A 19650-nucleotide genomic window follows, 5' to 3' on the forward strand; every position below is an offset into this window, starting at 1 on the left:
CACTTCCAGGCAGAGGCCGCCCCGCTGATTGTCAACCGATGCTGTGGATCAGCTCGCCGTGATGGCCGAGTACGTCCACACGTCGGCCGGGAGGTCGTGGGTCAAGCGCCAGGTGATCGCCATCGGCTTGCTTCCCGTATGGGACTGGTAGGTCGCAGGGCCGAGGAGCATCCACGGCTGGGATTTCCCTATGTCGGTGTTCTTGTAGCGTCGTATGAACAGAAGGACTTGACTTCCGCGCTGTTCATGTTGCTGGTAGCGCATGCCTGTGCGGGAGTTGGGCGCGGTGTTGTTCTGGGACTCCCAGTGGAAGAGCGTTGGGCTCAGCGCGTAGTCCTTGTAGCGGACGGTCGGGGAGAAGTCCTTTTCGTCCTTTTCCGACGTGATGAACAGGGCGTCCGTCTGAAGCTCCTCGACCCACTGCACGCCCTGGCTCCAGAAGAGGGGCATCTGGCCGCCGAAGCGTGCCACGCCGAGCGCGGCGAGGATTTCGGAGCGGTTGTACGCGCTGTGGACCTTCAGAGGGACGTGGCTGAGACCACCGGACAGCGGGACGGGGAAGTGGTCGGCCCGCTCGATGACGTAGGACAGCAGTTGACTGAGCTCGTCACGGAACGCCCGCTGAGAGCGAAGGGATTCAAGACCCTCCTGGAAGCCGGTGAAGCCTCCCGCGTTGTCCCAGATGTTGAAGAAGAGCATGCGGGCGTACGACTGATCGGCGGGGGTCAGGTCCTCGTATCTGGCAGCGTCATCCTGGAGGAGGCGGAGGTAGGCGTCCGCGCGCTCCGGGTCGTCCACGTGGAGGAAGGCGTGGGCCCGCTTGAGCAGCGCCGCTTCCTCTGATGGCGCGGGTTCCTCGATCAGACCGGCCCGGCGAAGGATGGTCGTCCAGGAGTTTCCGTTCTTGTAGAGCTCCTTGATCTCCCGACGGCTCTCCCGGAGGTAGTCGGCAAGGCGCGGCGTGCTGTAGGCCTGGACCTCCTTCACCAATGTCTTCACCGTGGCGTTCACTTGGGCCCGGATGTTGTCGAGGATGAGGTCCTTGGACTTGCCCTCCAGGATGATCTGGCAGCCGGACGGCAGCTGCGGGAAGTCGTGCTCGATGTGCTCGACGAGCCGGTTCCGCGAGAGGTTGGTCAGTGCCCGGAACTGCTCCTCGAAGCGGAACTCCGCCCTGTGCTGCCCGATGAAGTCAAGGACGGTGAGCACGGGTTTCGTCTCGGTGCGCCGCAGCCCCCGGCCCAGTTGCTGGAGGAAGACGGTGGCGCTGTTGGTGGGGCGGAGAAGGAGCAGCGTGTCGACGTCGGGGATGTCGAGTCCCTCGTTGAATAGATCGATGGAGAAGATCACCTGCAGGTTTCCGTCGCGCAGGTCAGACAGGGCCTGGGTGCGCACGTCAGCCGGTGAGTCACTGTCGAGCGCCACGGCCTGGAAGCCGGCCTTGCGGAAGAAGTCGGCCATGAAGTGGGCGTGTGCCTTGGTCACGCAGAAGCCGAGCGCGCGCATGGCTCCCGGGTTAGAAACCTTGTCCTGGATCTGCTTCACCACGATCCGGGCGCGGGCGTGGTTGCCCGTGTAGAGGTTGCCGAGCTCCTGGTCGGCGTACGAACCCTTCTGCCAGCCCAGGTTCGTCAGATCGGTGCCGTCGGGGATGCCGAAGTAATGAAAGGGGCACAGAAGGTCGTTTTCCAGGGCTTCCCATAGCCGCATCTCGGCGGCGATCCGGCCCTCGAAGAACTCGTCCTGGACGTTGAGTCCGTCCATCCGCTCGGGTGTTGCCGTCAGGCCGAGGAGTTCCTTCGGCGTGAAGTGGTCGATGACCCGCCGATACGTGGGCGCGGTGGCGTGGTGGAACTCGTCGATGACGATGACGTCGAAGTGATCGGGAGCCAGTTGCTCGAGGCGTTGGACATTGAGCGATTGGACGCTGGCGAAGACGTGGCTCCACTCGCGCGGATCTTGCCCCGCGTGCAGCAGCTCCCCGAACGACGCGTCGTTCAGCACCTCCCGGTAGGTGCGTAGGGACTGTTTGAGGATTTCCTTGCGGTGGGCCACAAACAGCAGCTTCGGCCGACTGCCGTTCGACTTCCTGCACAAGGCGCGGTAATCCAGGGCGGCCATCACCGTCTTCCCGGTACCGGTGGCCGCGACCAGTAGGTTCCGGCGCCGTCCACGGAGCTCCCGCTCGACGGTGAGCCGCTCCAGCATGTCCCGCTGGTGCGGGAAGGCGCGGACCTCCAGGCCGGAGAGGTTGATCTTCAGGTCGGAAGGGGAGCTGGTGCCACTCGCCTGGGCCAGCGCTCCGTCGAGGCGCTCACCGTGCAGGTCCGGGTCGTAGGTCTCGAAGGCGGTGTCGTTCCAGTACGCGTCGAAGGTCGCCTCGAACTTGTCCAGTACGGCGGGTGTGGCGACGGACGACAGCCGTACGTTCCACTCCAAGCCGTCGAGCAGCGCGGCCTTGGACAGGTTCGAGCTGCCAACGTAGGCGGTGTCGAAGCCCGTGTTGCGCCGGAACAGCCAGGCTTTGGCGTGCAGGCGCGTGGAGCGGATCTCGTAGTTGACCTTGACGGTCGCGCCGAAGTCCCGCACCAGCCGGTCGAGCGCGTGGCGGTCGGTGGCGCCCATGTACGTGGTCGTGATGACCCGAATCGGTACGCCGCGCTCCTTGGCGGCGCGTAGAGCGTCCTCCAGGACCCGGATGCCGTACCACTTCACGAACGCGCAGAGCAGGTCGATACGGTCCGCCGTCGCGAGTTCGGCCCGCAACTCGGCGCCCAGGCTGAGGTCCTCCGGCGAGTTCGTGAGCAGCGAGGTCTCGGACAGAGGAGTGAGGGGGCGGATCGCGTAGGCCCCCGGCGCCTCCTGCTCGGCGAGCGCGAGCAACTGTCGGGGGCCCTCGACGACCGTGCTGATGGGCTCGGTGTCGGTTTGGCCGGAGGCTCCAGTGGCCAGAGACTCCAGGACCTTGTTGACGAAGGGGACCCGCTGATCGGAGGGGAGCTGGTTGAGCGTGCGGGCGACCACCTCACCGACATGCCGGGCCAGAACGTGAGGTGAGGACTCCTTGCTGACCTCGACGTCGATGGCCTTCCACCCCACGGCCTCGAGCTGTCCCAGCTCATCGCGCACGTCCTGGGTGATCAGCTTTTCGTACACCCCGGCGACCGGATGTCCCGCATTCTGTTCTTTCGTCACCAAGCCCCCCTCGGTCACTCATCAGTGGCTCTGTTGTAACAGGGACCACTGACAAGCAAGGAACCTGGATGTCGGAGGGGCGGCTTGGCCCCGGATCCTGTTCGATCCGGCGCCCACCGGTTGCGGTGGCAGTCGCTGATCGACAAGCTTGTCGATGTTGGTGAGGGCATGACGGGCGGTCGGCCACTGGCAAGGCCGCGCGGGGGACGGGGGTACCGGTGAGTGATCGGCATGTGCGGAAGATGTTGCGGCAGATGGCGGGCGGGGAGCCCGTTCAGGTCGCTCCCACGATGACGACGATGAAGAGGCTCACCCGACTCGCCTTCATCGCCCAGCAGTTCGGGTACGAGTACGCGGACGTATGGCAGGGCGGCGGGCCGGGTGGCAACGCGTTCGTGATGCTGATCGTGTCCGACCCCAGCCCACAGGCCCGTGCGCGGGCCGCGCGGAACTGGGCGCAGTACCCGGACGCGGCCGACGGGGGCGCGTTGCCGCCCCTCGTGCCCGACGAGGTCGAGCTTCTCAAGGCCCGCATCACGTTCGACATCACCGCCAAGTTCACCGACAGGCAACGAGCGCTGATCGCGGCTGCCGGCGCCGTTCCGTTGGCCCTGCTCGTCGGCTTCGAGATCGGCGCGGGCGTCAATGCCGTTGTCCTTGCCGGCGCCGTCTGGGCAGCGGTGATGGCGCTCGTGCCCCTTGGGCTCGCCGTCAACCGGCGCTACCGGGCCAAGTACGCCGCGCGCCTGGAGGCTGCCGGGTACACCACGGTGACCGACCCGAGCGGACGGCTGCGGTATGTGCCGCCGGACGGGCGGCTTCCCGGGCATGGCAATCCGTTCGCCTAGGCCGCCCGCCAGACCGTCAGGTCCGCCATCACGAAGCCGCTCTCCGGCATCGCGGTCGACTTCACATCGATCAAGAACAGCGCGATGTCTCCGGAGCGGTGTTTGACGCAGATCTCGCTGCCGGCCGCCGCCGCAGTCAGCGGGATGTGGCCATAGGTGCCGCGGGGGCCATTGGCGCCGGCGAGGAGGATACGGCAGCCCTCGAAGGTGGCCCCGGGATCGCCGTACCACATGACCATCAAGCTGGTGTCGCTTTCCAGCTCGCAGCCGGCTTGCTTGCAGTCGAAACGGATGTCCCCCTTGCGATCCTTGCGCGCGACCCCACTCTTGATGTCCAGTGAGTTCTTCCGGTCCAGCCATACGCCGACGTACGGGAAGGCCTTCGGCGGCCTGGGCGCGGAGGAAGAGGGCTGCGACGGCCCTGGCGCCCGCTCGTCGGCCTCCGAGGCCGGTGTGGCCGCCGATGACGAGGACGAGGACGCCGAGGACCCTGCGGATGCCCCCGGGAGGGGCGTCGAGGAGGCGGTCGTACCCCGGCCCGCGCCTGAGTGGCGGAGCCGGTTCGCCGCGTCCATGACCGTCCACGCCAAGCCTGTCACCAGCAGCGCTCCCGCCGTCACGGAGGCGGTCGCGATCAGCGCGTTGCGGAGTCTGCGGGCGCGTCGCTCGTTTGGGTCGGGAGGCATCGGCGGTCGCGTCCACGCGGCCTGTGGGACCGGGCTCGCCGGGTACGCGGCCTGTGGGACCGTGCCCGCCGGGTACGGCCAGCCGGCCGAAGGCAGGGTGTAGCCCTGGGTGGGGTTGGGGACCGGGGGCGGGACCGTCACCTCCGGTCCCGCGATCTCCTGCCAGACGGCCGGTCCGCCGCCCGCGTCGGCGTCCCCGCCCAGCCGTTGCCGGCACCACTCGACGATCTCCGCCGGGGCGGGACGATCCTCCGGATCCGCGGCCAGGCACCGGGCGATCAGCGGACGGAGCTGCTCGGGCAGAAGGGAGAGGTCGGGTTCGTCGTTCACGATCCGGTACAGCACGCTGACCGCGGGGCCGTCCCCGTACAACGGCTCGCCCAGGGCCGCGAACGCCGCCGTCTGGCCGAGCGCGAAGACATCGGTCGCCGCCGTGACCTCGCCCGCGGACGCCTGCTCGGGGGCCATGAACGACGGCGTGCCGATGGCGGCGCCCGTGGTGGTGTGCGAGGTGGCGTCGGAGGCCAGCGCGATGCCGAAGTCGATCACGCGCGGTCCGTCGGCGGCCAGCAGCACGTTCGACGGCTTCAGGTCCCGGTGCACGATGCCCGCGTCGTGGATGGCCTGCAACGCCTCGGCCACGCCCGCCATCAGCCACAGCACCGCCGGAACCGGGAGCGGTCCGCGCCGGGCGACGGCCTCGGTCAGGGAGGGCCCCGGCACGTACAGCGTGGCCAGCCAGGGCGGTACGCCGTCCGCGTCGGCGTCGATCAACTCGGCGGTGTACGCGCCCCGGACCCGCCGGGCCGCGGTGATCTCCCGGCGGAAACGGCGCCGGAAGGCCGGGTCGTCGGCCAGTTCCGGCCGGATCACCTTGAGCGCCACCGGCCTGCCGCCCTGCGTGTGCGACAGGTAGACCCGGCCCATGCCCCCGGCGCCGAGCCGGGCGGCGAGGCGGTAACCGGCCACCAGGGGTGGATCGTCCGGCTGGAGAGGCTGGAACACCTCAGTCGCACGGGCGTTGCTCATCGGCCCTCATCCCCCTGATCCCCACATACCCAAATCCCCGGACTCGTTGGTCCTCTGATCCGACGAGTCGACCAACAAGCAGCACCCTAAAGCGTGCTGCCGAGGCTGTGATCAGGGCGGTCGTCAGGGCCTTGGGGGAGCGGGTCGAGGTGGGGCGGGGCCGGCGTGTCCGCGGGGCGTACTCGGTGCGGACGCCCCGCGTGGACGATCACCTTCGGTGGTACGCCTTGTTGGCGATGCGCCACTCACCCCTGACCTGGACCAGCAGGAAGACGTCGGTGAAGGTGTCCGGGCCGTGCCGGAGTGTCATGGACGCGGTGGCGACGGTGCCGTGGACGTCGAGGGCGTCGATGCGGCGGGTGCGGGTCGGTTCGTCCACGGCCGGGCGGCCGTCGAAGAGCGCACAGTACTCGTCCAGGCGCCATGACACGAAGGCGTCGTCCCGGACGCCCTCGACGTGGGCGGTGGGCAGGAACGCGTCGCGGAAGTGGGCGGGGTCGCCGGTGGCGTGGCCGCGGACGTAGCGGCGCAGCGGTTCGAGCACGGCGTCGTCCACGGCGGGGACCGTGGCGGCGACGGCGATGTCGGCCTCCGGATCGGCAGGCGTGCCGGCCAGGTCGGCCGCGCAGCGCAGGGGGCTGTTCGACGCCGCGGCCAGCAGCGCCATGTCCTTGGCCAGCGCACCGATCGTGAACTCGGCCGGGGCCGTCGTCGTGGTCGTGACCGACCCGTCGGCGAGGAGGGGCCGCTTGCGGCTGACGAGCCTGCCGAGCTGGCCGAGTTCGAGGACGTCCAGTGCTTCGGCACGGGGCAGGTTCAGGGCGTCGGCCTGCCGCAGTGCGTCGCGCAGCGCGAGGACGGCGCCGGCGAGGCTGCTGTTGGCGACCAGCTTGAGTGCCGCCGCGGTGGCCGCGTCGTCGACGGGCCGCACGGTGCCGAGTGCCCGCAGCACGGGTCGGGCCCTGTCGAGAGCGTCCTGGCCGCCTGCGGCGAGAATCCGCAGGGTGCCCGCGGCGACGGCCGGCACGGAGCCGAGTACGGGCGCGTGGACGTAGGACGGGCCGAGCCGCCGGGCGAGCGCCGACGCCTCGGTGGGCGCGATGGTGCTGGTGTTCAGCACGATCGTGTCCGGCCGCAGTGAGGGGCGGATGCGATCGACGACCTGCCGGCACGCCGGTCCGTCGAACAGCGCCAGGAGCGTGACGTCCGCCTTCGCCACGGCGTCGTTCGGGTCGCGGGTCGTCTCGACGGCGCCTGCGACGTGACGACCGGACCGTGTCCAGCCGATGACGTCCCGGCCCTGGTCGGCGAGTCGGGTTGCGATTGCGGCGCCCATGCGGCCCAGGCCGAGGACCGCGACGGTGTGCGATGTGGTCATGCGTCCGAGCGTGGGGCATCGGAAGAGGTGCGACAAGCGCAGATCTGGAAGGGCTGCCCTGCGGGATCCGCATGTTGGCGGGGCATACTTGCGGGCCATGGCGCTCACTTCATGGCGGACCTTCGTGACGGTGTGCCGACTCGGGTCGCTGTCGGCGGCGGCCGTCGAGCTCGGCTACACGCAGTCGGCCGTCTCCCGGCAGATCGCCGGGCTGGAGCGCGAACTCGGGGTACCGCTGGTGGAACGGCATGCGCGTGGAGTGCGTCCGACGCCTGCCGGAGAGGTGTTCCGCCCGCATGCGACGGCCGCGCTCACCGAGGCCGACCGGGCGGTCCGTGCCGTGCGGGACCTGCGTGACGGTGCGCCGGCCCGGCCACTGGCGGTCGGTGCGACGCCGTCCCTGGCCGCAGGGATCGTGCCCGCAGCCGTACGCCGCCTGCTGGACACGGCCGGACCCGTACCGTGGAGCCTGTCGTCCGGACTGAGCCTGGAACTGCACGACCGTGTGGTCTCGGGCGACCTGGACGTCGCCGTCGTCACCGATGCGCCCCCGGGACTGCCCAACGACCCACGTCTCGAAAGGCGGTTCCTCGGGATGGACGAGATGGTCGTCGTGCTGCCGGTCGGCCACCCCCGGGCCGGGTGCGGCCCGGTGCGTATGCGGGCTCTGGCCGACCAGACCTGGGTGGAGGACAACGAGGGTTCGGCGGCGATGCTGCGCCAGCACGCCGCCCGCGCCGGAGTGACCGCCCGCATCGACCTCGCCGCGGCCGATCTGCCCGGCAAGCTGGCCCTGGTCGCGACCGGCCACGCCATCGCGCTGATACCCGGGGTGCTGGCGGGTGCGCTGCGGACCGACGTCACCGCCCTGGCCCTCGTGGATCCCCCGACCCGCGGCATCTACACGATCACTCCACGCCGCGACCCGCACCCCTGCGCGGCGCCCCTGCTCGACCGGCTCGTGACAGCCCTCGGTGCGAGTCGTCCCGCCGGCGCCGCACACCGGTCGGCTGAGTCGGACGAGACGGACGCCCACGAACGGGACTGAATCCGCTCGTCTCCGGCACGCTCACACGGTCCCGGCGGGTTCGGCGGGTTCGGTCATCCCGTGGCACTCCCCGTACGCCTGCCCCGATCCGCACCAGCACCCCGCCCCCCGTTGCGGTGGCCAGGCGACCGCCCGGCCCCGGGCCGCCAGGGTCGTCGCGTACTGCGGCAGCAGGGCGGGGTCGGACGGGGAGGCGGCCTCCGAGGCGGCGAAGGCCTCGTAGGAGGGGACCGTGCCCGTGACGATGCCCAGGTTGGGGGTGCCCGAGGAGGCCAGCTCGCGCAGGGACGCCTCTATCGTCGCCAAGTGGGTCTCGTGGGAGGGGTATTCGGACGTGAGGCCGGCATAGGCCGTGAGGAGTTCGGACAGTTCCTCGGCCGGCCAGTGCAGGACCGCCACCGGGAAGGGGCGGGAGAGGGCCGCGCGGTAGGCGCCGAGTTCGGCGCGCAGGCGGGTGATCTCCGCCTTCAGCTCGGCCGGGTTCTCCGAGCCGAGGGACCAGACGCGTTTGGGGTCGTGGAGTTCGTCCAGGGAGACCGGGGAGGTGTGCAGCGTGTCGGCCAGCATGTCCCAGTCGTCGTGGGCCGCGCCCAGCATGCGGCGGACGCGGTGGCGGCCGAAGAGGAGGGGACGGGTGGCGTGCGGGGGTTGCTGGGCGTTCGCGAGGAGCAGCTCCGCGCCCTGCGTGAACGTCTCCTGCGCTGCCTCGAGTTCGTCGTGTGCCTCCAGGGACTCGGCGACGATCACCCAGGGGGCCGGGTCGCGGGGCGCCGCGGCACGGACGCCCTCGATGATCGCTCTCGCCTCCGCCTCGTGGCCGTACTCCCAGAGGTTGGCGGCTTTGAGGGCCCGGACCAGATGCGGGTTCTCCAGGCCGGCGGGGGAGGACAGCAGACGGTCGTAGAGGGCCGTCGCGGCGGGGCGGTCGCCGGACAGTTCCCGGTGGGCCGCGGCCTGGAGGAGGAGGGCCTCGGCGTCCTCGGGGTACAGATCGGCGGTCCGCTCGAGGCGGGCCGCTTCGGTGGCGTGGTCGGCGTCTTCAGCGGGCGTGGCGGGGCGCATGGGGGACACCGTACTGCCGGACAGCGACAAACGTGAGGTATCCACAGACCAGAGCTTCACCCCCCGTACATGCGCCGCCCACCCCCTTCCGCGTACGCCTCCGCCCCGTCCCGTGTGCACGCCCCGCGCGCCCTCATCCCAGCCCCCCGACCCCGTCCGCCCTCACCCTGCGCCCTCACCCTGCGCCCTCACCCCGCGTCTTCACCCCGCGTCTTCACCCCCGCTCCCGCGAGACCCCCCGCTCCCGCGACACCCCCACGCTCACCGCGCCCACCACCGCCAGCCCCGCCGACACCACCATCGCCACGTCGGCACCCCGTGCCGGGCTGCCCGTCGAGGTGACGAGGGCGATGGTCAGGGCGACTCCGGCGCAGGAACCGATGTAGCGGAGGGTCTGCTGGGCGCCGGAGCCCATCGCCGCGCGGTCCGGCGGGACCGACTCCACCGACAGCAGGGGCAGCGCGGCGTTCAGCAGGCCGCTGCCCGCGCCGCCCACCAGCAGGCCCGGCAGCAGGCGGAGCCAGGAGCCGGAGCCGATCGCGCCGAGCATCGTCAGGACGCCGGCCGCGTGGAGGACGAAGCCCAGGACCAGTTGCCCGCGCGGCGGTACCCGTCCCGCCAGGTGCCTGGCCTGGAGGGCGACCGCGAAGCTCGTGCCGGACCACAGCAGCAACAGCCACGCGGTGGTCATCGGCGACAGGCCCAGCGTCTGCTGCACCAGGGCCGGCAGGTAGCTGAAGAGGCCGATCACCGCCAGGCCGGTGAACAGCCCGCCCGCCGAGGAGGCCAGGAAACGGGGGCGGCGCAGCAGGGACAGGTCGATCATCGGCGTGCCGGTGCGGCGTTCCAGCAGTGCGAACACGCCGAGCAGCGCCACGGCCGCCGCGAGCAGCAGACCCACCGGCGCCCGCAGCCAGCCGTCCCGGCCCAGGGTCAGGGCGGCCACCAGGGTCACCAGGGCCAGTCCGAAGGCCAGTGCGCCGAGGACGTCCGGGCGGCCGCCCCTGGGCGCGCGGGACTCCGACAGTGCGCGGGTGCCGAGCGCGGCCGTGACCAGGGTGGCGGCGCCCAGGACGGCGTAGGCCGCCCGCCAGTTCGGCAGGGCGCCCGTGACCAGTGGGCCGACCGCTATGCCGCCGCTCACGAAGGCGCCCCAGACGCCGGTCGCGCGGAGGCGGCCGCGCGGGGTGGGGAAGGCGTGCACGAGCAGGCCCAGGCTGCTGGCCAGCAGGGCCGCGCTGGCCGCGCCCTGGGCGATGCGGGCCAGCGTGAACTGCCAGGTCGACGTCGCCAGGGCGCCCAGCACCGTGGTCAGGCCCAGGGCCAGGGTGCCGGCGAGGAAGACGCGGCGGCGCCCGTGGTCGTCGGCCAGGCTGCCGGCGATCAGGAGGAGGGCGGCCAGGCCCAGCGGGGTGCCGTTGAGCAGCCACGCCTGGGCGGAGAGGGGAGTGTGCAGGGCGGCCGCGGTGCCGGGCAGGGTGACCATCGGCGCCGTGTACGTCATCAGGGCCACGGCGGTGGCCGCGCTGGTCACGGCCAGGGTGGCCCGGGGGCGCGGGGGCCCGTCCCGACGCCTGAGCCGTGGGGCGGCGGTGTGCGTGGTGACTGCCGGGGTGGTGGCCGCCGGGGTGGAGGCCGCGGGAGAGTTCAGCCCGGTCATGAACCCGTCCTTCCGGGGCTGGGCGGAGCAAAGGCGTCATGCAAGTTCGGTCATTGAACCGACCTCTTCCGGAACCGTAACACCCTAAGTTCGTTCATTGAACCAACAACGGGGAAAGTGGCTACAGTGGACGGCATGGCACTGGGCAAGGACTACGCGACGCAGGAGTGCTCGATCGCCCGCGCGCTGGAGGTCGTCGGGGAGCGCTGGACGCTGCTCGTCGTGCGCGACGCGCTGTACGGCGTCCGGAGGTACAACGACTTCCTGGTCCACCTCGGCATCCCTCGCGCGGTCCTCGCCGCCCGCCTCCAGACGCTGACGGCGGAGGGGATCCTGGAGAAGCGGCGGTACCAGGACGCGCCGCCCCGGGACGAGTACGTCGTCACCGAACGCGGGATCGCGCTGTGGCCCACCCTGCGGGCGCTCGGCCTGTGGGGGCGCGAGCACTTCACCGGCGCCCAGCTGCGCTGCTTCCGGCACGCGGAGTGCGGCACCGAACTCGGGTCGTACGGCGAGTGCCCCGCCTGCGCGACCGTCGTACCGGTCGAGGACGTCATCATGGAACCGGGACCCGGACTCGACCCGGACCCGGCGGATCCGGTCAGCCGGGCGCTGCTCGAGCCGCGGCGGCTGCTGCAACCGCTCGAGACCGATCCTGTATAACGAGCTGTACACCGATTCGGTGAACCGAAGCCGCCCGCCGCCCGCCGGCAGTCGGCGCCGGAGCACCGCACCGCACGCCCACGGGGAGGGAGTCGACGTGATCCGCAGTCGCCTCGCCCCGCGTCCCGCCGCCGTGCCGCTGCTCCTGTCCCTCCTCCTGCCCCTCCTGCTGCTGCCGGTCGTCCTGTTCGACGCCGGCGGTCTGTCCGGGACCGTGGCCGTCGCGCTCGCCGCGACCGCCGCCGCCGGTTCCGCGCTCGTCGTCTGCGCGGTGCTCGCCTCCCGCTGCGCGCCCGCCGTGCCGCCCACCCGGGTGCGCACCGCCATCCGGGACCGGGACCGCCGTACGGCCTTCCTGCCGCAGCGCGACCCCGACGCCGCGGGCCGGCCGCGGCCCCGGGCGCCCGGGTGCGCCCTTCCGGCGACCACCGTGTAGGGCACGCACACATCACCTCGTGACCCTGCGCGGGTCGTCATGCCGCCATCCCACGCGCCCCTCGCGTACGCCCGGCACGACGAGACCCCCGGAGGGCTCACCCATGTCCGTTTTCGCCACCCTGGTCGAGCGGCTCGCCGACCTGCTCCAGCCGCTGTTCCACGCCTCCGCGGCCGCCGCCGCGATCGTCCTGTTCACCGCGCTCGTACGACTCCTCCTGCACCCCCTCTCCCGGGCCGCCGCGCGCGGGCAGAAGGCGAAGGCCGCGTTGCAGCCGCGGATCGACGAGCTGCGCAGGAAGTACCGGAAGGACCCCGCGAGGCTGCAGAAGGCCGTCCTGGACCTGCACGCCGAGGAGAAGGTGTCCCCGCTGTCGGGCTGCCTGCCCAGCCTGCTGCAACTGCCCGCCTTCTTCCTGCTCTACCACCTGTTCTCGACCCCGGCCGCGGACGGCGACGGGCTGCTAGGCCACCGGCTGCTGGCCGCGCCGCTCGGCGGGCGGTGGGCCGACGCGCTGGCCGGGGACGGGGTGTTCGGGGCGGCCGGGGCGGTGTACCTGGGGCTGTTCGCGGTGGTGGCCTTCGTCGCCGCGTTCAACTTCCTCCGGGCGAGGAACTCCCTGGACACGACCGCGACGGCGGGCGTGAGCGGCGGCGCCGCGGGCGCGGTCGGCAAGGTCGTGCCGTACATGTCCTTCTTCACGCTGGTCACCGTGGCGGTGGTGCCGCTGGCCGCCGCGCTCTACGTGGTGACCAGTACCGCGTGGAGCACGGTCGAGCGGTTCCTGCTGTACCGGTGAGCGCGAGCGCACGGCCGCACTCCCGGCCGGGGCTACGGTCCAGTACCTGAACGCGCTCTTGCGGAGGGCTGGTCGACCTTGGACGATCGACCAGCCCTCCGATGACCGCGTCTGCCGCACCCAGATCGCCCTCGTCGGCCGGGCGCCCGCGAGCGAGGGAGTTGGACACATGAAGCTGCTGCGAGTCGGTACGGCGGGTGCGGAGCGGCCCGCGCTGCTGGACGCGACCGGCGTCCTGCGGGACCTGTCGGGCGTCGTCCCGGACATCGACGGCGCCCTGCTCGCCGACGACGCGGCACTCGGCCGGATCCGTGCCGCCGCCGCGACGGGGGACCTGCCCGCGCTGCACGAGGCCGGGCCGGACGCGGCCGCGTGCCGGATCGGGCCGCCGCTCGCCCGGATCGGCAAGATCGTGTGCATCGGGCTGAACTACCACGACCACGCCCGCGAGACCGGCGCCGAGCCGCCCGCCGAGCCGGTGATCTTCTTCAAGGCGCCGGACACCGTGGTCGGGCCGAACGACACCGTGCTCGTGCCGCGCGGCGCGGTGAAGACCGACTGGGAGGTGGAGCTGGCGGTCGTCATCGGGCGCACGGCCCGCTACCTGGAGTCGCACGAGGAGGCGCTCGCGCACGTCGCCGGGTACGCGGTGGCGCACGACGTCTCCGAGCGGGAGTTCCAGATCGAGCGCTGCGGGACCTGGGACAAGGGGAAGAACTGCGAGACGTTCAACCCGTTCGGGCCCTGGCTGGTCACCGCGGACGAGGTCCCCGACCCGCAGGCGCTGCCGCTGCGCCTGTGGGTCAACGGCGAGCTGAAGCAGGACGGGACGACCGCCGACCAGATCTTCCCCGTCGCCGAAGTCGTGCGCTACGTCAGCCAGTTCATGACGCTGTATCCCGGTGACGTCATCAACACCGGGACGCCGGCCGGTGTGGCGATGGGGCAGCCCGAGCCCAAGCCGTACCTGCGGGCGGGGGACGTGGTCGAGCTGGAGATCGAGGGGCTGGGACGGCAGAGGCAGGAACTCGAGGACGCGTAGCGCTCCGCGGGTTGGGCCGTGGGGGTCGGCGGGCCGTGAGATGCGGGCACCGCGGGTGCCCGCGTGACTCGTCGCCTGCGTGGATCCCCGCGCCCTTCGGTCGGGCCCGCGCTCCTCGGCCCGGCCTGCGCTCCCCGACCGGGCCCGTTTGCTTGGCCCGGCCCGTCCAGTTGGCGCGGCCCGTCCGCTTGGCCCGGCCCGCTCACGCCAGCAGGGAGGCCAGTCTGCGCCACTGCTCCCGCGGCAGGGCGTCGCGCGGGCCGTCGGTGATCACCTGGAGCGCCACGTGGTCGGCGCCCGCCGTGTGGAACGCCTCGATCCGCTCACGGATCCGGGAGTCCTCGCCCCAGGCGACCACCGCGTCGATCAGGCGGTCGCTGCCGCCGCCGGTGACGTCGGAGTCGGTGAAGCCGAGGCGCAGGAAGTTGTCGGTGTAGTTCGGCAGCTCCAGATAGGGGGCGAGACAGTCGCGGGCCACCGCGCGGGCGCGGGCGGGGTCGGTCTCCAGGACGACCTTGAACTCCGGTGCCAGCAGCGTCGCCCCGCCCAGGATCTCGCGGGCCCGCGCGGTGTGGTCCGGCGTGACCAGGTACGGGATCGCGCCGGCCGCCCGGTCGCGGGCCAGCTCCAGCATTTTCGGGCCCAGGGCGGCGAGCACGCGGCGCCCGGCGGGTACGCCACCCTTGCCCGACCGGCCGAGCTCGTCGAGCCGGTCCAGGTAGTCGACCATCGTCGAGTACGGCCTTCGGTACTGCTGCACGCGCGGGCCGTGACTCACGCCGAGGCCGAGCACGAAGCGGCCGGGGTGGGCGGCCTCCAGCGCGGTGAACTCCGCCGCGCTGTCGGCGGCGTCCTGCTGCCAGACGCTCTGGATGCTGGTGGCGACGACGATCCGACGGGTCGCTTCGATCAGCGGGGCGGCGTTGCGGGCGGTGCTGTTGCCGCCCAGCCAGACGGCTCCGTATCCGAGTTCCTCCAACTCGGCCGCTGCCTCGGCGAGTTCGCCTTTACGGGCCGCGTCCTCCGAGCGGAGTCCGATGCTCCAGATTCCGTACCGGCCGATGGTCTCCCGCAAGGGGCGCGAGGGGCCTGTGGTGTCACTCATCGGTTCCGATCCCTCCGGCTGGGGTGGCTGTGGCCTGATCGTCACGCCTGCGGCAGCTCCCAACCGGAGGGCGTTCCCGGACATTCCGCGGTTTCCCCCAAGAGGACTAGGGCCTGTTGCGAAAGTCCCGCCTGCCCCGCGACGCCATGCACGCTCCCCCAAGCTCTTCGAGCAGGGGGGACCCCCACTCGGCGCACCGGGCCCTGACCCAAGTACGTCCAGTACGAGGGCCAGGGCCCGGCACTCCCCCAAGCTCTTCGAGCAGGGGGGACCCCCAGAGCACGCACCTGACGCCGCGAGGCCCGCCCTCCGGGCGGACGACGGGACTTTCGCAACAGGCCCTAACGCTGTGCCAGGAACCGCTCCAGTGCCTCCACCACCATCCGGTGGTCCTCGATCTGCGGCAGCCCGGACACCGTCACCGCGCCGATCACGCCCGCGCCCTCGACGTGGAGCGGGAAGGAGCCGCCGTGGGCCGCGTACCGGTCCGGGTCCAGGCGGGAGGAGGCCTCGAAGGTCGTGCCCTTGGCGCGGAAGCGGGCGCCGACCAGGTAGGAGGCGCAGCCGTAGCGCTCCACCACCCGGCGTTTGCGGGCGATCCAGGCGTCGTTGTCGGGGGTCGAGCCGGGCAGGGCGGCGTGGAAGAGCTGCTGGCCGGCGCGGTGGATGTCGACGGCGACCGGGGCCTGCCGCTCGCGCGCCAGTTCCACCAGCAGCGAGCCCAGCGCCCAGGCGTCGTCGTGCGTGAAGCGGGGCAGGACCAGGCGGCGTTCCTGCGCCTCCAGGTCCTCGACGCTCGGAGTGGCCCCGGGGTCGGTGCGCTCGACGTTCGTCACAGCGTCACCGCCACGCCGTCGCGGGCCGAGCGGCGGGCCGCCTCCAGGACGTCGAGCGCGGCGGCGGCCTCCGGCGCGGTCACCGGGTTCGGGGCGCCGTCGCGGAGGGCGGCGGTCACGGCGGCGTAGTACGCCGGGTAGTCGCCGGGCAGGGTCGGTACGGGGCGGCCGCCGCCGGTCAGCGGGGACTCCCCGGAGCCGACGCGGCCCCACAGGGACTCGTCCTCCGTGCCCCAGCCCTCGGGGCCCGGGCGCCTTCCCTCCCGCAGCGCGGCCTCCTGCGGGTCCAGACCGTACTTCACGTAGCCGGCCCGGGAGCCCAACACCCGGAAACGGGGGCCGAGTTGGGCGGCCGTCGAGGAGACGTGGAGGTGGGAGCGGACGCCGCCCGCGTGCGTGACCGCGATGAAGGTGTCGTCGTCCGCCTCGGCGCCCGCGCGGCGCACCACCGACTCGGCGTACACCTGGGTGGCCGGGCCGAACAGCACCAGGGCCTGGTCGACCAGGTGACTGCCGAGGTCGTACAGCAGGCCCCCGATCTCCGCGGGGTCGCCGGACTCGCGCCAGCCGCCCTTCGGCCGTGGCCGCCAGCGCTCGAAACGGGACTCGAACCGCCACACGTCGCCCAGCTCGCCCTCGGCGACCAGCTTGCGCAGGGTGAGGAAGTCGTTGTCCCAGCGGCGGTTCTGGAAGACGGACAGGAGCAGTCCGCGCTCGTCGGCCAGGGCGGCCAGGTCCCGGGCCTCGGCCGCCGTCCCGGCGAGCGGCTTGTCCACGACCACCGGCAGGCCCGCCTTCAACGCGGCCGTGGCGAGCGGCACGTGCGTCTTGTTCGGGGAGGCGAGGACGATCAGGTCCAGCTCGCCGGCGCGGGCGAACAGCTCGTCGGGGCCGGCGGCGAGGCGGACGTCCGGGAAGTCCGCGCGGGCCTGTTCCCGCCGCTGCGGGTTCGAAGTGACGACCGTGTCCAGGGCCAGGCCCTCCACCGAGGCGATCAGCGGGGCGTGGAAGACGGAGCCGGCCAGGCCGTAGCCGACGAGGCCGACGCGGAAGGGGGTGCCAGTCATGGGCCCTACTCTCCCAGTGGGCCGGCCCGCCCCCGCTCGCGGGGTACGGCACCGCGATCTGCGACGATCTCCGGGTGGACTACCCCAACGACCAGGCCCCCGGCTCCCCGGTGCGCTCCGGCATCCCGGAGCACGGCCGGATCCCCAAGTACTACGCCGTGAAGGCGAGGATCGACGACCTCATCGGCGAACTGGGGGAGGACCGGCCGATCCCGACCGAGCGCGATCTGTCCGAGGAGTACGGGGTCGCCCGCGAGACCGTGCGGCAGGCGGTGCGCGAGCTGGTCCTGGAGGGCAAGCTGCGGCGCCGGGGCCGCGGCACGGTCGTCGCGGGCCCCAAGCTGGAGCAGCCGCTGTCCCTGGTCAGCTACACCGAAGGCGTACGGCGGCAGGGCCGCGCCCCCGGACGGTCCCTCGTCACCCTGGACCGCTTCCCCTGCCCGGACCCCCTCGCCGCCGAGACGGGACTCGTCCGCGGCGAGCCCGTCTGGCACCTGGAGCGCGTGCTCCTCGCGGACGACGAGCGGGTCGGCCTGGAGAGCACCTACGTGGCGGTCGCCCGGGTGCCGCACCTGGACACCGGGTTCGACCCCGACTCCTCCTTCTACGCCTACCTCCGGGGGCTCGGCATCGCCTTCGGCGACGCCGACGAGCGCATCGAGACGGTGCTCGCCACCCCGCGGGAGGCCCTGCTCATCGGCACTCCCCCCGCGGTGCCCATGCTGCTGATCCACCGTGTCTCACGGGACACGGAGGGGCGCCCGCTGGAGCGGGTGCGCAGCCTGTACCGGGGGGACCGGTTCTCCTTCACCACCCACCTGCGCGGCTGACAGCCAGGGCCCCGACACCCTCCCTTTCAGTCACGAGGAGATAACGGGTCTAGCCCAATCTTGACGGCTCGTTCAACCTCCCGTTGTCGACAGGACCCCTCCGGTTCCCTGTCCGGGAGGAACGTGGACGTCGTGAGAGTGACAGTCGTAGGAGCCGGCGTGGTGGGCACCATGCACGCCTGGCAAGCAGTGGAACGCGGCCACGAGGTCGTACAGATCGAGCGGGAGGCCGAGGCCCGCGGCGCCTCGCTGCGCAACTTCGGGCAGATATGGGTCTCCGGCCGCGCGGAAGGAGAGGAACTCGAGACCGCCCTGCGCGCCCGGGAGCTGTGGGAGGAGATCGGCGGCCGCGTGCCCGCGCTGGGCTTCCGCGCCAACGGCTCCCTGACCCCCGTGCGCGGCGAGCTCGAACGCGCCGTCGCCGAGGCCGTCGTGGCCCGCCCGGACGCCGCCGTCCGCGGTCGCAAGCTGCTGACCCCGGCCGAGGCCCGTGCCATCAACCCGGCCCTGCGCGGGGAGTACGACGCGGCCCTGTACTGCGAGCGCGACGCGGCCGTCGAGCCGCGCACCGCCCAGCTGGCCCTGCGCGCCGAACTGCTCAAGCACCCGAACTACACGTTCCTGCCCGGACGCGAGGTCCGCGAGGTCGTCGGCGAGGGAGCCGTCCGCGACGACCACGGCGACGTGCACGCCGCCGACGTGGTCGTGCTGTGCACGGGCGCCTGGCTCGGCGGACTCGTACGCGAACTCGCCGGCCCCGACCTGCCGGTCCGCCGCGTCCGGCTCCAGATGATGCAGACCGACCCGCTCGGTGAGCCGCTGACCACCTCGGTGGCCGACGGCGACAGCTTCCGGTACTACCCGGCGTACGCGTCGCAGGCCCTGGACGAGCTCAACGCGGGGCAGGCGCAGGCCGAGACGGCCTCCGCGCACCGGATGCAGCTGCTGATGGTGCAGCGCGCCGACGGCGGACTGACCATCGGCGACACCCACGAGTACGAGCACCCCTTCGCGTTCGACACCGTCGAGGACCCCTACGAGCACCTCACCGGTGTCGTCGAGTCCTTCCTCGGCCGTCCGCTGCCGAAGATCCGGCGCCGCTGGGCGGGGGTGTACGCGCAGTGCACCGACCCCGGCCGGGTGGTGCACCGGCAGCAGGTCCGCGACGGGGTGTGGCTGGTCACCGGGCCCGGCGGGCGCGGCATGACCTGCGCACCCGCGATAGCCGAGAAGACCGCCGACGAGCTGGGCTGGTGAGGAACCGATGAACAACACAACGACCGTCGACATCCGTCTCGTCGTCCTGGACATGGCCGGCACCACCGTCGCCGACGGCGGTCTGGTCGAGCAGGCCTTCGCCGCGGCCGCCGCCGAACTGGGCGTCGAGCCCGGCTCGGCCGACCACGCGGAGAAGCTCGCCTACGTCCGCGCCACCATGGGCGAGTCCAAGATCTCCGTCTTCCGGCACCTGTTCGGCGCCGAGGACCTGGCCCAGCGGGCCAACGCCGCCTTCGAGAAGGCGTACGGCGAACTCGTCGACGGCGGGCTCGTCGTACCGGTTCCCGGCGCCCGCGAGGCCGTCGAAAAGATGCAGGCCGACGGCCGCACGGTCGTGCTGACCACCGGCTTCGCGCGCGTCACCAAGGACGCCATCCTCGACGCGCTCGGCTGGCGCGGCCTGGTGCCGATCACCCTCTGCCCGGCCGACGCCGGCGGGCGCGGGCGGCCGTACCCGGACATGGTGCTGGAGGCCTTCCTGCGCACCAAGGCCGCCGACGGTGTGCGTCAGGTGGCCGTCGTCGGCGACACCTCCTACGACGTGCTGAGCGGCGTCCGTGCCGGGGCGGGCCTGGTGGCCGGGGTCCGGACCGGGGCGCACGGCGACGAGGAGTTCCGCACCGCGGGCGCCACCCACGTCCTGGACTCGGTCGCCGCCCTTCCCGCCCTGCTTCGAGGAGCCCGGTGA

At 72.2% G+C, this 19650-nt stretch carries 17 protein-coding genes; 9 read left to right on the top strand and 8 right to left on the bottom strand.

Annotated features, from left to right (window positions below; genetic code table 11):
* Nucleotides 1-48 precede the first annotated feature (48 nt).
* On the bottom strand, nucleotides 49-3198 hold the full coding sequence (locus ACTYVM_RS02915; RefSeq protein ID WP_445524371.1) for a DEAD/DEAH box helicase: 3150 nt from the start codon (nucleotides 3196-3198) through the stop codon (nucleotides 49-51).
* A 296-nt stretch (nucleotides 3199-3494) separates the two neighbouring features.
* On the opposite strand from ACTYVM_RS02915, the gene ACTYVM_RS02920 reads away from it, so the two are divergent.
* Nucleotides 3495-4043 (top strand): hypothetical protein, encoded by a 549-nt coding sequence (locus ACTYVM_RS02920; protein WP_445524372.1) that lies wholly within the window; start codon nucleotides 3495-3497, stop codon nucleotides 4041-4043.
* Here the strand turns inward: ACTYVM_RS02920 and ACTYVM_RS02925 are convergent.
* Both ACTYVM_RS02925 and ACTYVM_RS02930 read right to left on the bottom strand, forming a co-directional pair.
* Nucleotides 4040-5758, bottom strand: coding sequence for a serine/threonine-protein kinase (locus ACTYVM_RS02925; protein ID WP_445524373.1), 1719 nt, complete (start codon nucleotides 5756-5758; stop codon nucleotides 4040-4042). The genes ACTYVM_RS02920 and ACTYVM_RS02925 overlap by 4 nt on opposite strands.
* Nucleotides 5759-5966: 208 nt before the next feature.
* Complete coding sequence (locus ACTYVM_RS02930) at nucleotides 5967-7136, bottom strand: nuclear transport factor 2 family protein (RefSeq protein ID WP_445524374.1); 1170 nt, start codon at nucleotides 7134-7136, stop codon at nucleotides 5967-5969.
* Nucleotides 7137-7233: 97 nt separating this feature from the next.
* Between ACTYVM_RS02930 and ACTYVM_RS02935 the strand changes: the two genes are divergently transcribed.
* On the top strand, nucleotides 7234-8184 hold the full coding sequence (locus ACTYVM_RS02935; protein ID WP_445524375.1) for a LysR family transcriptional regulator: 951 nt from the start codon (nucleotides 7234-7236) through the stop codon (nucleotides 8182-8184).
* Between the two features lie 21 nt (nucleotides 8185-8205).
* Here the strand turns inward: ACTYVM_RS02935 and ACTYVM_RS02940 are convergent, their stop codons facing one another.
* Nucleotides 8206-9246, bottom strand: a complete 1041-nt coding sequence (locus tag ACTYVM_RS02940; protein ID WP_445524376.1) for an SEC-C metal-binding domain-containing protein — start codon at nucleotides 9244-9246, stop codon at nucleotides 8206-8208.
* Nucleotides 9247-9460: 214 nt separating this feature from the next.
* Entirely contained in the window at nucleotides 9461-10906 is a 1446-nt protein-coding gene (locus ACTYVM_RS02945; protein ID WP_445524377.1) for an MFS transporter, read from the bottom strand.
* A 135-nt stretch (nucleotides 10907-11041) separates the two neighbouring features.
* Here ACTYVM_RS02945 and ACTYVM_RS02950 point away from each other — a divergent pair, with 135 nt between their 5' ends.
* The 4 genes from ACTYVM_RS02950 to ACTYVM_RS02965 all read left to right on the top strand — a co-directional run bounded on the left by ACTYVM_RS02950 (nucleotide 11042) and on the right by ACTYVM_RS02965 (nucleotide 13846).
* Nucleotides 11042-11569 carry a winged helix-turn-helix transcriptional regulator gene (locus ACTYVM_RS02950; protein ID WP_445524378.1) on the top strand — a complete coding sequence of 176 codons (528 nt, stop codon included), beginning with the start codon at nucleotides 11042-11044 and terminating at the stop codon, nucleotides 11567-11569.
* A 97-nt stretch (nucleotides 11570-11666) separates the two neighbouring features.
* A complete protein-coding gene (locus ACTYVM_RS02955; protein ID WP_445524379.1) occupies nucleotides 11667-12005 on the top strand; it encodes a DUF6412 domain-containing protein in 339 nt (112 codons plus the stop codon).
* A 103-nt stretch (nucleotides 12006-12108) separates the two neighbouring features.
* Nucleotides 12109-12804, top strand: coding sequence for a YidC/Oxa1 family membrane protein insertase (locus tag ACTYVM_RS02960; RefSeq protein ID WP_445524380.1), 696 nt, complete (start codon nucleotides 12109-12111; stop codon nucleotides 12802-12804).
* 169 nt (nucleotides 12805-12973) lie between these two features.
* A complete protein-coding gene (locus ACTYVM_RS02965) occupies nucleotides 12974-13846 on the top strand; it encodes a fumarylacetoacetate hydrolase family protein (RefSeq protein WP_445524381.1) in 873 nt (290 codons plus the stop codon).
* A 202-nt stretch (nucleotides 13847-14048) separates the two neighbouring features.
* Here the strand turns inward: ACTYVM_RS02965 and ACTYVM_RS02970 are convergent, their stop codons facing one another.
* The 3 genes from ACTYVM_RS02970 to ACTYVM_RS02980 form a co-directional block, all read right to left on the bottom strand.
* The gene (locus tag ACTYVM_RS02970; protein WP_445524382.1) at nucleotides 14049-14951 is read right to left on the bottom strand and encodes an LLM class F420-dependent oxidoreductase; all 903 of its coding nucleotides are present in this window, start codon (nucleotides 14949-14951) and stop codon (nucleotides 14049-14051) included.
* A 341-nt stretch (nucleotides 14952-15292) separates the two neighbouring features.
* A complete protein-coding gene (locus ACTYVM_RS02975) occupies nucleotides 15293-15787 on the bottom strand; it encodes a heme-degrading domain-containing protein (protein ID WP_445524383.1) in 495 nt (164 codons plus the stop codon).
* Nucleotides 15784-16854 carry a Gfo/Idh/MocA family oxidoreductase gene (locus tag ACTYVM_RS02980; RefSeq protein ID WP_445524384.1) on the bottom strand — a complete coding sequence of 357 codons (1071 nt, stop codon included), beginning with the start codon at nucleotides 16852-16854 and terminating at the stop codon, nucleotides 15784-15786. Before ACTYVM_RS02980 ends, ACTYVM_RS02975 begins: the two co-directional genes overlap by 4 nt.
* Before the next feature lie 74 nt (nucleotides 16855-16928).
* Between ACTYVM_RS02980 and ACTYVM_RS02985 the strand changes: the two genes are divergently transcribed.
* The 3 genes from ACTYVM_RS02985 to ACTYVM_RS02995 all read left to right on the top strand — a co-directional run bounded on the left by ACTYVM_RS02985 (nucleotide 16929) and on the right by ACTYVM_RS02995 (nucleotide 19650).
* On the top strand, nucleotides 16929-17684 hold the full coding sequence (locus ACTYVM_RS02985; protein ID WP_445524385.1) for a GntR family transcriptional regulator: 756 nt from the start codon (nucleotides 16929-16931) through the stop codon (nucleotides 17682-17684).
* 132 nt (nucleotides 17685-17816) lie between these two features.
* On the top strand, nucleotides 17817-18941 hold the full coding sequence (locus ACTYVM_RS02990) for a TIGR03364 family FAD-dependent oxidoreductase (RefSeq protein WP_445524386.1): 1125 nt from the start codon (nucleotides 17817-17819) through the stop codon (nucleotides 18939-18941).
* 7 nt (nucleotides 18942-18948) lie between these two features.
* Nucleotides 18949-19650 carry an HAD family hydrolase gene (locus ACTYVM_RS02995; protein WP_445524387.1) on the top strand — a complete coding sequence of 234 codons (702 nt, stop codon included), beginning with the start codon at nucleotides 18949-18951 and terminating at the stop codon, nucleotides 19648-19650.

This window comes from Streptomyces cyslabdanicus (assembly GCF_052663305.1).